The sequence below is a fragment of the Cohaesibacter sp. ES.047 genome (genome assembly GCF_900215505.1).
In the GTDB taxonomy this organism is placed as follows: domain Bacteria; phylum Pseudomonadota; class Alphaproteobacteria; order Rhizobiales; family Cohaesibacteraceae; genus Cohaesibacter.
Window position 1 is genome coordinate 4,671,557 of sequence record NZ_LT907844.1, and the last position, 11,980, is coordinate 4,683,536.

The 11,980-nt window shown below is 53.5% G+C and carries 23 protein-coding genes; all 23 read right to left on the reverse strand.

Features of this window, described 5'->3' with window-relative positions; all coding sequences use genetic code 11:
- Positions 1-22: 22 nt before the first annotated feature.
- Entirely contained in the window at positions 23-391 is a 369-nt protein-coding gene (gene rpsM / locus CPH65_RS21470) for a 30S ribosomal protein S13 (RefSeq protein ID WP_096175723.1), read from the reverse strand.
- 366 nt (positions 392-757) lie between these two features.
- Positions 758-1,330 (reverse strand): adenylate kinase, encoded by a 573-nt coding sequence (locus CPH65_RS21475; RefSeq protein ID WP_096175724.1) that lies wholly within the window; start codon positions 1,328-1,330, stop codon positions 758-760.
- Positions 1,327-2,664: a preprotein translocase subunit SecY gene (secY, locus tag CPH65_RS21480; protein WP_096176562.1), complete on the reverse strand. Its 1,338-nt coding sequence runs from the start codon at positions 2,662-2,664 to the stop codon at positions 1,327-1,329. The genes CPH65_RS21475 and secY overlap by 4 nt, the downstream gene beginning before the upstream one ends.
- Before the next feature lie 148 nt (positions 2,665-2,812).
- On the reverse strand, positions 2,813-3,283 hold the full coding sequence (rplO, locus tag CPH65_RS21485) for a 50S ribosomal protein L15 (RefSeq protein ID WP_096175725.1): 471 nt from the start codon (positions 3,281-3,283) through the stop codon (positions 2,813-2,815).
- A gap of 15 nt (positions 3,284-3,298) precedes the next feature.
- Positions 3,299-3,496 carry a 50S ribosomal protein L30 gene (gene rpmD, locus CPH65_RS21490; protein ID WP_096175726.1) on the reverse strand — a complete coding sequence of 66 codons (198 nt, stop codon included), beginning with the start codon at positions 3,494-3,496 and terminating at the stop codon, positions 3,299-3,301.
- A gap of 44 nt (positions 3,497-3,540) precedes the next feature.
- Positions 3,541-4,098, reverse strand: a complete 558-nt coding sequence (gene rpsE / locus CPH65_RS21495) for a 30S ribosomal protein S5 (RefSeq protein ID WP_096175727.1) — start codon at positions 4,096-4,098, stop codon at positions 3,541-3,543.
- A 42-nt stretch (positions 4,099-4,140) separates the two neighbouring features.
- Positions 4,141-4,503: a 50S ribosomal protein L18 gene (gene rplR, locus CPH65_RS21500; RefSeq protein ID WP_096175728.1), complete on the reverse strand. Its 363-nt coding sequence runs from the start codon at positions 4,501-4,503 to the stop codon at positions 4,141-4,143.
- A gap of 12 nt (positions 4,504-4,515) precedes the next feature.
- Positions 4,516-5,049, reverse strand: coding sequence for a 50S ribosomal protein L6 (gene rplF / locus CPH65_RS21505; protein WP_096175729.1), 534 nt, complete (start codon positions 5,047-5,049; stop codon positions 4,516-4,518).
- A 44-nt stretch (positions 5,050-5,093) separates the two neighbouring features.
- The gene (rpsH, locus tag CPH65_RS21510) at positions 5,094-5,492 is read right to left on the reverse strand and encodes a 30S ribosomal protein S8 (RefSeq protein WP_096175730.1); all 399 of its coding nucleotides are present in this window, start codon (positions 5,490-5,492) and stop codon (positions 5,094-5,096) included.
- A 13-nt stretch (positions 5,493-5,505) separates the two neighbouring features.
- Positions 5,506-5,811 carry a 30S ribosomal protein S14 gene (gene rpsN / locus CPH65_RS21515; RefSeq protein WP_096175731.1) on the reverse strand — a complete coding sequence of 102 codons (306 nt, stop codon included), beginning with the start codon at positions 5,809-5,811 and terminating at the stop codon, positions 5,506-5,508.
- 29 nt (positions 5,812-5,840) lie between these two features.
- A complete protein-coding gene (gene rplE, locus CPH65_RS21520; protein ID WP_096175732.1) occupies positions 5,841-6,398 on the reverse strand; it encodes a 50S ribosomal protein L5 in 558 nt (185 codons plus the stop codon).
- Positions 6,391-6,708 carry a 50S ribosomal protein L24 gene (gene rplX, locus CPH65_RS21525; protein ID WP_096175733.1) on the reverse strand — a complete coding sequence of 106 codons (318 nt, stop codon included), beginning with the start codon at positions 6,706-6,708 and terminating at the stop codon, positions 6,391-6,393. Before rplX ends, rplE begins: the two co-directional genes overlap by 8 nt.
- A complete protein-coding gene (rplN, locus tag CPH65_RS21530; protein WP_096175734.1) occupies positions 6,708-7,076 on the reverse strand; it encodes a 50S ribosomal protein L14 in 369 nt (122 codons plus the stop codon). Before rplN ends, rplX begins: the two co-directional genes overlap by 1 nt.
- Positions 7,077-7,147: 71 nt before the next feature.
- On the reverse strand, positions 7,148-7,393 hold the full coding sequence (gene rpsQ, locus CPH65_RS21535) for a 30S ribosomal protein S17 (RefSeq protein WP_096175735.1): 246 nt from the start codon (positions 7,391-7,393) through the stop codon (positions 7,148-7,150).
- 10 nt (positions 7,394-7,403) lie between these two features.
- Complete coding sequence (gene rpmC, locus CPH65_RS21540; protein ID WP_096175736.1) at positions 7,404-7,604, reverse strand: 50S ribosomal protein L29; 201 nt, start codon at positions 7,602-7,604, stop codon at positions 7,404-7,406.
- A 20-nt stretch (positions 7,605-7,624) separates the two neighbouring features.
- Positions 7,625-8,038, reverse strand: coding sequence for a 50S ribosomal protein L16 (rplP, locus tag CPH65_RS21545; RefSeq protein WP_096175737.1), 414 nt, complete (start codon positions 8,036-8,038; stop codon positions 7,625-7,627).
- A gap of 34 nt (positions 8,039-8,072) precedes the next feature.
- Entirely contained in the window at positions 8,073-8,798 is a 726-nt protein-coding gene (gene rpsC / locus CPH65_RS21550) for a 30S ribosomal protein S3 (protein WP_096175738.1), read from the reverse strand.
- On the reverse strand, positions 8,798-9,178 hold the full coding sequence (gene rplV, locus CPH65_RS21555; protein WP_096175739.1) for a 50S ribosomal protein L22: 381 nt from the start codon (positions 9,176-9,178) through the stop codon (positions 8,798-8,800). Before rplV ends, rpsC begins: the two co-directional genes overlap by 1 nt.
- Positions 9,178-9,456, reverse strand: a complete 279-nt coding sequence (rpsS, locus tag CPH65_RS21560) for a 30S ribosomal protein S19 (protein WP_096175740.1) — start codon at positions 9,454-9,456, stop codon at positions 9,178-9,180. Before rpsS ends, rplV begins: the two co-directional genes overlap by 1 nt.
- A gap of 10 nt (positions 9,457-9,466) precedes the next feature.
- On the reverse strand, positions 9,467-10,303 hold the full coding sequence (rplB, locus tag CPH65_RS21565) for a 50S ribosomal protein L2 (RefSeq protein WP_096175741.1): 837 nt from the start codon (positions 10,301-10,303) through the stop codon (positions 9,467-9,469).
- Positions 10,304-10,328: 25 nt separating this feature from the next.
- Positions 10,329-10,622, reverse strand: coding sequence for a 50S ribosomal protein L23 (locus CPH65_RS21570; RefSeq protein ID WP_096175742.1), 294 nt, complete (start codon positions 10,620-10,622; stop codon positions 10,329-10,331).
- Positions 10,619-11,239 carry a 50S ribosomal protein L4 gene (rplD, locus tag CPH65_RS21575; protein WP_096175743.1) on the reverse strand — a complete coding sequence of 207 codons (621 nt, stop codon included), beginning with the start codon at positions 11,237-11,239 and terminating at the stop codon, positions 10,619-10,621. The genes CPH65_RS21570 and rplD overlap by 4 nt, the downstream gene beginning before the upstream one ends.
- Before the next feature lie 2 nt (positions 11,240-11,241).
- Positions 11,242-11,970, reverse strand: coding sequence for a 50S ribosomal protein L3 (rplC, locus tag CPH65_RS21580; RefSeq protein WP_096175744.1), 729 nt, complete (start codon positions 11,968-11,970; stop codon positions 11,242-11,244).
- Between the last annotated feature and the right edge of the window lie 10 nt (positions 11,971-11,980).

Consider the following 11,980-nt stretch of genomic DNA (forward strand, 5'->3'; position numbering starts at 1 on the left):
GCTCCACCGGACAAGCCGTGGATTACTTCTTCTTACCAGCGATCGCTTTCGCCGGACCCTTACGGGTACGTGCGTTGGTATGGGTGCGCTGACCGCGAACAGGCAGACCGCGACGATGACGCAGACCGCGATAGCAGCCAAGGTCCATCAGCCGTTTGATGTTCATGGAGGTCTGACGACGAAGATCCCCTTCCACCAGATAATCGGAATCGATCAGCTCGCGGATTTTCAGGACTTCTGCGTCGGAGAGCTCATTCACACGGCGCTCCGGAGCGATATTCACCTTTTCGATGATTTCTTGGGCGAACTTCGCACCAATACCATGAATATACTGAAGCGCGATAACTGCACGCTTGTTCGTCGGTATGTTGACGCCAGCAATACGGGCCACAACTTATCTCCTTTTAACAGCGAGACACCAAGTCTGGCTGCAAATGGGTTTTGCCTCCTCCCCATCCTTAGTGATTTTGACCACTTAATGGTAGGAGACGGTTTTTTTGTTTATTGGTTCTGAACAAAGCATTGTCAGAACGCAAAAAAGAGTGCCCGAAAGACATGGCTTCCGAACACCGGCCACACAACTTGCATGATTAGCGCCGGTTACTACCGGACTCATGCAGGTTGAGTCAACCTTTTATCGCAAACTTGCGACACATTGGAGCCATTTCTGCCGCACAGGGCGAAAAACGGCTCCAAAACCTTTGACTGAACCACTCCAACATCAGCGCCCAAACGCCTAAAGCAGGAGAAGCGATTCTCAGTCTTCCAAAGCTTGCTTGATGGAAGCAAACACGCCATCGATATCCTGCATGCCATCAACGGTCTTGAGCAGACCGGTTTTCGCATAATAGTCGACCAGCGGAGCGGTCTGCGCAGAATAGACAGCAAGACGTTTCTTCAATGCCTCGGCATTGTCATCCGCACGTGGTCCGTCAACGCTTTCAGACGCGCGTCTTTCGATGCGACCAAGAAGGATGCCTTCGTCAACCCTGATCTCGACAACGCCATCAAGGGTCAGTTTCTTTTCCTCGAGCAGCTTGTCGAGTGCTTCGGCCTGCGCGATGGTCCGAGGGAACCCGTCCAGAATGAAGCCGTTCTCACAATCCGGTTCGTCAACACGATCAGAGATGATCGCACAGACGATTTCGTCAGAAACGAGTTCGCCCTTTTCCAGAATGGAAGCAACCTTCAACCCAACGGGGGTTTTAGCTGCAACAGCGGCACGGAGCATTTCGCCAGTCGACAATTGCTTGATGCCATACTCATTTACGAGACGCTCAGCCTGAGTTCCCTTCCCTGCGCCCGGAGGTCCGAGCAAAATAAGTCTCATCGACGCTTACCTCTTAACTTCGATTTCTTGACCAGCCCTTCATACTGATGAGCCAGCAAATGTCCCTGAATCTGCGATACGGTGTCCATTGTCACGCTGACCACAATCAGCAGAGACGTTCCTCCGAAATAAAATGGCACGCCAGTCGCGGAAATCAGGAATTCCGGCAAGAGACAGACGAGAACCAGATAAATCGCACCCAGCACAGAAATACGGGTCAGGATCCGGTCGATATATTCAGCCGTCCTCTGGCCGGGTCTGATACCCGGAACGAAGCCGCCATGCTTCTTCAGATTATCCGCGGTTTCCTGCGGATTGAACACAATAGCTGTGTAGAAGAAAACGAAGAAAACAATCAAGGCGGCATAAAGCATCATATACAGAGGTTGACCATGCCCCAGAAGCGCGGTGACGGTGTTAAGCCAATCAGGCCCCTGCCCGTTGCGCGATACGAAGTTCACAACGGTTGCCGGCAGCAACAGAAGCGAAGACGCAAAGATCGGAGGAATGACACCGGCAGTGTTCAGCTTCAGCGGCAGATGGGACGAATCCCCCTGGAACATCTTGTTGCCAACCTGACGCTTCGGATACTGGATGATCAGACGACGCTGTGCACGCTCCATGAAGACGATGAAGGCAATCACGATGATAGCCGTTGCAAGAACGCCCAGAATGATAGCGGTCGACAGCGAGCCCTGACGGCCAAGCTCGAGCGTGTTGGCAACAGCCGAAGGAAGACCGGCAACAATACCAGAGAAGATGATCAGCGAAATGCCGTTCCCGATGCCACGTGCGGTGATCTGCTCGCCAAGCCACATCATGAACATGGTGCCGCCAACCAGCGTCAAAACGGCGGAAAACCGGAAGAACATGCCCGGATCGGTGACAATGTTGCCAGAGCCTTCAAGACCGACCGAAATGCCGTAGGCCTGCAGGGTGGCAAGAATAACCGTACCGTAGCGGGTATATTGGTTGATGACCTTGCGGCCACGCTCGCCTTCCTTCTTCAGCTGTTCGAGCTGTGGCGACACGGTCGTCATCAGCTGAATGATGATGGAGGCGGAAATGTAAGGCATGATCCCCAGAGCAAAGATGGCCATACGGCCCACCGCACCACCGGAGAACATGTTGAACATGCCAAGAATGCCAGTCTGATGACTGTCAAAGGCCTGCGCAAGAGCTTCAGGATTGATCCCTGGAAGCGGAATATAGGTACCAAGGCGATAAACCAACAAAGCACCCAGCGTAAACCAGATGCGTTTCTTGAGTTCTTCTGCCTTTGCAAAGGCGCCAAAATTTATATTGGCGGCGAGTTGTTCTGCTGCCGAAGCCATCATCTACTCCGCTGATAGCGCGTGTTGAACTGGGAAAACCGGTTAAACAAATATAGGTGCGCTCAAACAAATGTATAGAGCGTGGCGGAAGAAGTCTCCTCCGCCATCGCCCTAAACGCAAAAAGGAGGGCTCATGTGAGCCCTCTTTTTATTCTTCTTCGCTGCCCAGGATCTTGACCGATCCGCCAGCTTTTTCGACCGTCGCAATCGCTGCCTTGGAAGCACCTTCGATTTCGAAGGATACTTTGGAGGTCAGCTCGCCATCGCTAAGCAAGCGAACACCATCCAGAACCCGGCGCAAGACGCCTGCTTCTTTCAGGGTGACAACGGTAACCGGTGCAGATGCATCCAGTTTACCGGCGTCAATCGCCTGCTGGACGCGACCAACAGAGACGGTGTTGAAGTTTTTCGCAAAGATGTTGTTAAAGCCGCGTTTCGGAAGGCGACGATGCAGAGGCATCTGACCACCTTCAAAACCCTTGATGGCAACACCAGAGCGGGACTTCTGACCTTTGACACCACGTCCGCCGGTTTTACCCATGCCGGACCCGATGCCGCGACCAACGCGCTTGCGAGAATGCGTAGCGCCGTCGTTATCGCGAATTTCGTTGAGCTTCATAATACTCTCCCGCCTCTAGTCCTCGTCCACAACGCGGACAAGGTGAGAGACTTTTGCGATCATGCCACGAACTTCAGGCGAGTCCTGAAGGGTGCGGCGGCGATGCAATTTGTTCAGGCCAAGGCCGACCAGCGTAGCACGCTGGTCATGTGGCCGACGCAAAGGGCTGCCGATCTGTTCAACAGTTACGGTACCCTGTTCATTGTTAGCCATGTCCGGCTCCTCTTATCCTAGGGATGCAAGCACATGCCAAAGCCTTAGACTTCGGCACGGCCTCCATCAGCAACACGACGACGAGCCTGGAGCGTGGAAACTTTGAGACCACGACGAGCAGCAACACCGCGAGGGCTGTCTTCTGCTTTCAGGGCATCAAAAGTTGCACGAACCATGTTGTAGGGGTTCGAGGTGCCAGTGGATTTGGCCACCACGTCCTGCACACCCAGTGTTTCAAACACTGCACGCATTGGACCACCCGCGATAATACCGGTACCCGGAGGAGCGGCACGCAGGATGACTTTGCCAGCGCCGTGGCGACCGAACACGTCATGATGCAGTGTGCGGCCCTCACGAAGAGGTACACGAACCATGTTTCGTTTAGCAGCGTCAGATGCCTTGCGGATGGCTTCTGGCACTTCACGTGCCTTGCCGTGACCAAAGCCAACACGGCCTTTCTGGTCACCGATAACCACAAGCGCAGCAAATCCGAACCGACGACCACCTTTAACCACTTTAGCAACGCGGTTGATGTGGACTAGGCGGTCGACGAACTCGCTCTCGCGCTCTTCACGATCATTACGATCAGGTTTCTTGTTCATGAGCTTTTCTTCTCTCGTCTGAGCAATCGGTTGCCCGACGCGTTAGAAATTCAATCCGCCTTCGCGCGCAGAATCTGCGAGCGACTTGATACGTCCGTGATAGATATATCCACCACGATCAAAGACCACGTCCTTCACGCCGGCTGCCACTGCCCGTTCGGCAATGAGCTTACCAACTTCTGAAGCGGCGGCTGTGTCCGCGCCGGTCTTAAGCTTACCACGAAGATCTTTTTCGATGGAGGAAGCGGCAACAATGGTTACACCCTTCACATCATCGATGATCTGCGCATAGATATGCTTGGAAGACCGGTTTACACTCAAACGCGGACGGCCGTTGGCAGTCTTTTTCAGGGCGCGACGTACACGTGCACGACGACGCTCAAACTGAGATAGTGCCTTCGCCATAATAGTTTTCCGTTACTTCTTCTTACCTTCCTTGCGGAAGATAAATTCATCACTGTATTTGACGCCTTTGCCTTTGTAGGGCTCTGGCGGACGATAATCGCGGATTTCTGCTGCGACCTGGCCTACGGCCTGCTTGTCGATACCGCTGACGACGATCTCGGTCGGCTTGGGACAAGCCACCGTTACGCCCTCAGGTACCTCATAAAGCACATCGTGGGAGAAACCAAGTGCCAGTGAAAGATCATTGCCTTTCATCTGGGCGCGGTAACCCACACCGTTGATGTCAAGTTTCTTTTCGAAACCTGCAGAAACACCACTCAGGATGTTGGAAATCTGGGTGCGGGACATGCCCCACAGAGACCGCGCAGTCTTGGACTTGTTGCGCGGCTCGACCAGAATCCCGTCATCCGTCATTTTAGCATTAACGTCGTCGCAGAGTACGAAGGTAAGTTCACCCTTCGGTCCCTTAGCTTTGACGGTCTTGCCATCAATCGTTGCAGTAACTCCCTCAGGGACTGCAACAGGCTTTTTGCCAATTCGTGACATAAGACTAACCTGTCCGGATCTGGAGGAATAAGATCAGTACCGCATCAGAAGACGCGGCACAGGACCTCACCACCTACGTTTTGCTCACGAGCATCATGATCGGCCATCACACCTTTAGGGGTGGAGACGATAGACACACCAAGACCATTCTGAATGCGCGGAATATTCTTCACGGATGCATACACACGGCGACCTGGTTTGGACACACGCTGGATTTCACGGATCACCGGCTCTCCATCGAAGTATTTCAGCTCGATTTCGAGCTCGGACTTGCCGCCTTCGAATTCGACGGTGGTATAGCCGCGGATGTAACCCTCTGATGCCAGTACGTCAAGCACACGCTGACGCAATTTGGAGGCAGGAGTGGAAACTTTTACTTTGCTACGCATCTGCGCATTGCGGATGCGTGTTAGCATATCCCCAAGGGGATCAGTCATTGACATTGCACCGCGCTCCTTACCAGCTCGACTTCACCAGGCCAGGGATCTTACCCATGTTGCCCAGCTCACGAAGAGAAATACGGGACATCTTCAACTTGCGATAATAACCACGGGGACGACCCGTGACTTCGCAGCGGTTGCGGATGCGGACGGATGCGGAGTTGCGCGGAAGCTCGGCAAGCTTCAGGCGAGCCTTGAACCGCTCTTCAAGAGACAGAGACTCATCGTTCGCAAGTGCTTTCAGTTTCGCCCGCTTTGCAGCGTATTTCGAAACCAGGCGTTCGCGAGTCTTGTTCTTTTCAACAGAGCTCTTTTTAGCCATTTCTATTTCCTCGTACTTTCCGCGGGACCTTATCGGCTGAACGGGAAGTTGAATTCACTCAGAAGAGCACGTGCTTCGTCATCGTCATTTGTGCTTGTGCACACGATGATGTCCATGCCCCATACCTGATCAACTTTGTCATAATCGATCTCTGGGAAAACGATGTGCTCTTTAAGGCCCATGGCATAGTTGCCATTGCCGTCGAAGCTTTTCCCGTTAAGACCACGGAAGTCACGTACCCGAGGCAGTGCAATCGTGATCAGACGATCGAGGAATTCGTACATACGGTCGCCGCGCAACGTTACTTTCACACCAATCGGCATGCCTTCGCGAACCTTGAAGGTTGCGATGGATTTACGCGCTTTCGTCACCACCGGCTTCTGACCGGCAATGGCTTCTAGGTCTTCCAAGGCAGATTTGATCTTCTTGGAATCAGCAACCGCTTCACCGACACCCATGTTCAGGACAACTTTTTCCAGTTTCGGCATCCGATGCGGATTAGAGAAACCGAATTTTTCCTGCATGTTGGCGCGGATCGTGTTTTCATACTGCGTCTTGAGACGCGGAGCGTAAGCAGCCTCAGCCATCAATCACATCTCCTGAACGCTTGGCCACACGCACCTTGGTGCCGTCTTCCTTGACTTCAAAACCAACGCGAGAAGGTTTGTTGTCTTTCGGATCGGCAATCGCCAGATTTGACAGATGGATCGGGGCTTCTTTGGTAACGATGCCGCCTTCCTGGGTCTGTGTCTGACGCTGGTGGCGTTTGACCAGGTTGATACCGCGCACGACTGCCCGCTGTTCAGCTGGCATGACTTGCACAATTTCACCGCTCTTGCCCTTGTCTTTGCCGGCAAGAACAATGACGCGATCACCCTTTTTGAGTTTCGCAGCCATTATAGCACCTCCGGAGCAAGGGAAATGATTTTCATATGGTTGTGCGCACGAAGCTCACGCGGAACCGGGCCGAAGATACGGGTCCCTACTGGCTCCTTGTTGTTGTTCACAAGAACAGCTGCACTGCGGTCAAAACGGATGACGCTGCCATCCGGACGACGAATAGCCTTTGCGGTACGAACCACAACTGCCTTCATCACGTCGCCCTTCTTGACGCGTCCACGCGGAATAGCTTCCTTGACAGAAACGACAATGATGTCGCCAATGCCAGCATATTTCCGTTTGGAGCCGCCGAGCACTTTGATGCACATGACACGACGTGCGCCGGAGTTATCCGCTACGTCAAGGTTTGTTTGCATCTGAATCATGACTGGCCGCCTTTATAATTTTTCCGTTGCGCATCGCTGCGCCGGATTTACGTCCAATTTCACAAATCGGGTCAAGAGGAAGGAAGATCCTTGCCAACTACAACCCAACGTTTCGATTTCGAAATAGGGGCAGATTCCTCAATGAAGATCTGATCACCTATTTTGAAGGCATTACCCTCGTCGTGAGCCTGGTAACGCTTTGAACGACGCACAGTCTTCTTGAGAAGCGGGTGCGTGAAGCGGCGTTCGACTTTGACGACGACAGTCTTGTCTTGCTTGTCGCTGACGACGAGGCCTTGCAAAATTCTCTTTGGCATCCCGTCTCTCCTATTCTGCTGCCGATGCGCTGTTTGCACGAGCGATCGTCATCAGGCGTGCGATATCGCGGCGAACTTGCCGAACACGCACAGTATTTTCCAACTGACCAGTGGCCTGCTGAAAGCGCAGGTTAAGCTGCTCTTTCTTCAGTTTTTCCAGCTCATCAGCAATTTGGTCCGACGTCATCGCGCGGACATCTGATGCTTTCATGGGTCTTTCCCTTCACACCGTTAGTCGGCGATGCGCTCTACGAAGCGTGTCTTGATTGGGAGCTTCGCAGCAGCAAGCCGCATGGCTTCGCGGGCGATATCGACCGGTACACCATCAATTTCAAACATGATCCGGCCCGGAGCTACACGAGCGGCCCAATATTCAGGAGAACCTTTACCTTTACCCATACGGACTTCGGTAGGTTTCTTGGATACAGGCACATCCGGGAACACACGGATCCACACACGCCCGGCACGTTTCATGTGACGGGTCATAGCACGTCGCGCAGCTTCGATCTGACGAGCGGTGATGCGCGCAGGCTCCTGAGCCTTAAGACCGTAGGCACCAAAGGTCAGCTCGTAGCCGCCCTTTGCGTTGCCGTGAATGCGGCCTTTGTGCTGCTTGCGATATTTTGTGCGCTTAGGTTGCAGCATTTTTTATCTCTCTTAACTCAGCTAGAGGCCAACATTAAGCAGCAGGCTTGTTGCTACGACGACGCTGGTGGCTATTGTTATTGCCTGCATCCTGACCTTCAGAGGCGCGACGTTCAGAGGCCATTGGATCATGTTCCATGATCTCGCCTTTGTAGATCCACACCTTGATGCCGGAGATGCCGTAAGCAGTCAAAGCCTCAGCAGTACCGTAATCGATGTCGGCGCGCAGGGTATGAAGCGGCACGCGACCTTCACGGTACCATTCGGTCCGTGCGATCTCGGCGCCACCCAGACGGCCAGCACAGTTGATACGAATACCTTCAGCACCCATCCGCATAGCGGACTGGACGGCCCGTTTCATCGCACGGCGGAAAGCAACACGGCGTTCCAGCTGTTGAGCGATGGACTGGGCGACCAGGTTGGCATCGGTTTCCGGCTTGCGTACTTCAACAATGTTGATGTGTACGTCAGAGCTGGTCAGTTTGCCGACCTTGGCGCGAAGTTTCTCGATATCGGCACCTTTTTTACCGATCACGATGCCCGGACGAGCAGAGTGAATGGTAACGCGGCACTTTTTGTGCGGGCGCTCGATAACAATCTTGGACACCGCTGCCTGCTTGAGTTCTTTCTCAAGCATGGAGCGAATTGCATAGTCTTCGTGCAGAAGGCTGCCATACTCGCCCTTGACCGCGTACCAGCGGGAATCCCAAGTGCGGTTGATGCCTAGACGAAGTCCGATTGGATTGACCTTGTGACCCATCAGGCAGTCTCCTCAACTTCACGAACAACGATCGTCAGGTTGGAGAAAGGCTTGAGGATCTTGCCGACGCGACCGCGAGCCCGCGGCTGCCAGCGTTTCATCACAAGTGCCTTACCAACATATGCTTCTGCTACAATCAGGCTGTCAACATCCAGTTCATGGTTGTTTTCAGCGTTGGCGATCGCAGATTCCAAACACTTTTTAACATCACGGGCAATGCGCTTGGAGGAGAACGACAGGTCGGCCAAAGCCGTATCTACCTTTTTCCCCCGGATCATTGCTGCGACAAGGTTCAGCTTCTGCGGAGACGTGCGAAGCATGCGGAGAACCGCTTGTGCTTCATTGTCTTTCAGGACGCGTGCGCGTTTTGCCTTACCCATTATTTCCTCTTAGCCTTTTTGTCGGCCCCGTGACCATAGTAGGTACGGGAGGGAGAAAATTCGCCGAACTTGTGACCGACCATCTCTTCCGAGACGAGAACCGGTACATGCTTCTGACCGTTATACACACCAAAGGTGAGACCGACGAAGTGCGGCAAGATCGTGGAGCGTCTGCTCCATGTCTTGATCACTTCGCTGCGACCAGAAGAGCGAACCTTGTCTGCCTTCTTCAGGAGGTATCCGTCAACAAACGGACCTTTCCAAACAGAACGTGCCATCGGTTAACCCTTATTTCTTGCGCTGATGCCGACTACGAACAATGAACTTGTCGGTCGACTTGTTGGAGCGAGTACGCTTGCCTTTGGTCGGCTTACCCCATGGAGACACAGGATGACGGCCACCAGAGGTCCGGCCCTCACCACCACCATGCGGGTGATCAACCGGGTTCATAACGACACCGCGCACTTCCGGACGCTTACCGAGCCAACGGTTACGACCGGCTTTACCGAGATTGATGTTTGAATGTTCCGGGTTTGAAACAGCACCGACAGATGCCATGCAGGCCCCTTGGACCAAACGCGTTTCACCGGAATTCAAACGAACGATCGCATAACCGTGGTCACGTCCCACCAGCTGGGCATAAGCACCAGCGGAGCGAGCAATCTGACCGCCTTTGCCAGGTTTCATCTCCACATTGTGGATGATGGTACCAACAGGCATGTTGGCCAGCGGCATGGCGTTGCCCGGTTTGATGTCGGCGGCTTTGTTGGCAGAGACAACCTTGTCGCCAGCGCGCAGGCGCTGAGGAGCAAGGATGTAGGCCTGCTCGCCGTCTTCATACGTAACCAGAGCAATGAATGCCGTACGGTTAGGATCATATTCGAGTCGCTCTACCGTGCCGACAACGTCAAACTTGCGACGCTTGAAGTCGATCATACGGTAGGAACGCTTGTGACCGCCACCACGACGACGTGACGTGACGCGACCAGCATTGTTACGACCACCAGACTTGGTCAGGCCTTCGGTGAGGGTTTTGACCGGTTTTCCTTTCCAAAGATCGGAACGGTCAACAATCACCAACTGACGGGTGCCTGGGCTTGTCGGTTTGAAGGTCTTGAGTGCCATGACTTAAAGCCTATCCCCGTGTTGCTTAAAGACCAGTCGTGACGTCAATGGATTGGCCCTCTTCGAGGGTAACAATCGCTTTTTTGACATCAACCTGTTTGCCGACAATGCCTTTGAAGCGTTTAACCTTGCCCTTGCGGAGCAGAGTATTCACGCTTTTGACTTTGACGGAAAACAGGGCCTCAACGGCGGCCTTGATTTCTGTTTTGGTCGCATCCTTGGATACGTTGAAAACAACCTTGTCCTGTTCGGACTGAATGGTGGCTTTCTCGGTGATCACCGGGCTGCGGATGATATCGTAATGACGAAGGGTGGTCATTTGAACCGTTCCTCCAGAGCATCGACTGCGGCCTTGGTTAGCACCAGAGTATTGCGACGCAGAACATCAACAACGTTGATCCCCTGAACCGGCAACACATCGATACCAACGATATTGCGGGCAGCTTTTGCGAAATTCTCATCAACTTCCTTGCCGGAAATAATGAGTGCATTTTCGATGCCCAGACCGGAGAACTGTTTCTTCACGGCTGCGGTCTTTGGTGCCTCTGCTTTCGCATCGTCCAGAATGATCAGATTGTCATTCTTGGCTTTGGTCGACAGGGCATGTTTGAGCGCAAGCGCACGAATTTTCTTTGGCAACTCGACGCCGTGATCCCGAAGGACCGGACCGAACGCACGACCACCACCACGGAACTGCGGAACTTTCTTGTTGCCGTGACGGGCGCCACCAGAACCCTTCTGACGAAGGTATTTCTTGGTTGTGCCCGTGATTTCCGCACGGGTTTTGGTCTTGTGTGTGCCTGCCATTTTCTTCAACTGCTGGTAGCGAACCATGCGGGCAATAATGTCCGCGCGCGGCTCGAGACCGAACACATCGTCAGAAACGTCGATAGAACCGGCAGCTTTGCCATCGAGGGTTTTGATCTTGAGTTCCATTCTTATTCCCCCCCCTCAGCTGGAGCTTCAGCTGCAGGAGCTTCCGCGGCTGCAGCAGCAGCTCGGATTGCACCAGGAAGCGGAGCTTCTGCCGGACGTGCTCTTTTGACGGCATCCTTGATAAGGATCCAGCCGCCTTTGGAACCGGGAACAGCACCCTGAACCAGCACCAGACCACGATCGGCATCGGTCTTGACGACTTTCAGATTCTGCGTGGTTACGCGGGTAGACCCCATGTGACCTGCCATCTTCTTGCCTTTAAAGACCTTGCCTGGATCCTGACACTGACCCGTCGAACCATGCGCACGGTGGGAAAGGGAGTTGCCGTGCGTTTCACGACCACCACCGAAGTTGTGGCGTTTCATGGCGCCGGCAAAGCCCTTACCAATTGACGTACCAACAACATCCACATGCTGTCCAGCTACATAGTGATCCGCAGTCAACTCGGCACCAATCTCGATGAGATTGTCTTCGCTGACACGAAACTCTGCAACTTTCCGTTTCGGTTCGACCTTTGCAACGGCGAAGTGGCCGCGCATTGGCTGAGTTACATTTTTGACTTTGGCTTTACCTACACCCAACTGAAGTGCGGTATAGCCGTTTTTCTGTACAGTTCGCTGGGCGACTACCTGACAGTTCTCGATTTTGAGAACTGTCACCGGAACGTGCTCGCCGTCCTCGGTATAAATTCGGGTCATTCCCAACTTCTGTGCGATCACACCAGAACGCATGGCTACTCTT

Excerpts from the sequence above, each read along its gene's own strand:
- CPH65_RS21475 (WP_096175724.1), bottom strand. The coding sequence starts at position 1,330 with ATGAGACTTATTTTGCTCGGACCTCCGGGCGCAGGGAAGGGAACTCAG.
- secY (WP_096176562.1), bottom strand. The coding sequence starts at position 2,664 with ATGGCTTCGGCAGCAGAACAACTCGCCGCCAATATAAATTTTGGCGCC.
- rplO (WP_096175725.1), bottom strand. The coding sequence starts at position 3,283 with ATGAAGCTCAACGAAATTCGCGATAACGACGGCGCTACGCATTCTCGC.
- rpmD (WP_096175726.1), bottom strand. The coding sequence starts at position 3,496 with ATGGCTAACAATGAACAGGGTACCGTAACTGTTGAACAGATCGGCAGC.
- rpsE (WP_096175727.1), bottom strand. The coding sequence starts at position 4,098 with ATGAACAAGAAACCTGATCGTAATGATCGTGAAGAGCGCGAGAGCGAG.
- rplR (WP_096175728.1), bottom strand. The coding sequence starts at position 4,503 with ATGGCGAAGGCACTATCTCAGTTTGAGCGTCGTCGTGCACGTGTACGT.
- rplF (WP_096175729.1), bottom strand. The coding sequence starts at position 5,049 with ATGTCACGAATTGGCAAAAAGCCTGTTGCAGTCCCTGAGGGAGTTACT.
- rpsH (WP_096175730.1), bottom strand. The coding sequence starts at position 5,492 with ATGTCAATGACTGATCCCCTTGGGGATATGCTAACACGCATCCGCAAT.
- rpsN (WP_096175731.1), bottom strand. The coding sequence starts at position 5,811 with ATGGCTAAAAAGAGCTCTGTTGAAAAGAACAAGACTCGCGAACGCCTG.
- rplE (WP_096175732.1), bottom strand. The coding sequence starts at position 6,398 with ATGGCTGAGGCTGCTTACGCTCCGCGTCTCAAGACGCAGTATGAAAAC.
- rplX (WP_096175733.1), bottom strand. The coding sequence starts at position 6,708 with ATGGCTGCGAAACTCAAAAAGGGTGATCGCGTCATTGTTCTTGCCGGC.
- rplN (WP_096175734.1), bottom strand. The coding sequence starts at position 7,076 with ATGATTCAGATGCAAACAAACCTTGACGTAGCGGATAACTCCGGCGCA.
- rpsQ (WP_096175735.1), bottom strand. The coding sequence starts at position 7,393 with ATGCCAAAGAGAATTTTGCAAGGCCTCGTCGTCAGCGACAAGCAAGAC.
- rpmC (WP_096175736.1), bottom strand. The coding sequence starts at position 7,604 with ATGAAAGCATCAGATGTCCGCGCGATGACGTCGGACCAAATTGCTGAT.
- rplP (WP_096175737.1), bottom strand. The coding sequence starts at position 8,038 with ATGCTGCAACCTAAGCGCACAAAATATCGCAAGCAGCACAAAGGCCGC.
- rpsC (WP_096175738.1), bottom strand. The coding sequence starts at position 8,798 with ATGGGTCACAAGGTCAATCCAATCGGACTTCGTCTAGGCATCAACCGC.
- rplV (WP_096175739.1), bottom strand. The coding sequence starts at position 9,178 with ATGGGTAAGGCAAAACGCGCACGCGTCCTGAAAGACAATGAAGCACAA.
- rpsS (WP_096175740.1), bottom strand. The coding sequence starts at position 9,456 with ATGGCACGTTCTGTTTGGAAAGGTCCGTTTGTTGACGGATACCTCCTG.
- rplB (WP_096175741.1), bottom strand. The coding sequence starts at position 10,303 with ATGGCACTCAAGACCTTCAAACCGACAAGCCCAGGCACCCGTCAGTTG.
- CPH65_RS21570 (WP_096175742.1), bottom strand. The coding sequence starts at position 10,622 with ATGACCACCCTTCGTCATTACGATATCATCCGCAGCCCGGTGATCACC.
- rplD (WP_096175743.1), bottom strand. The coding sequence starts at position 11,239 with ATGGAACTCAAGATCAAAACCCTCGATGGCAAAGCTGCCGGTTCTATC.
- rplC (WP_096175744.1), bottom strand. The coding sequence starts at position 11,970 with ATGCGTTCTGGTGTGATCGCACAGAAGTTGGGAATGACCCGAATTTAT.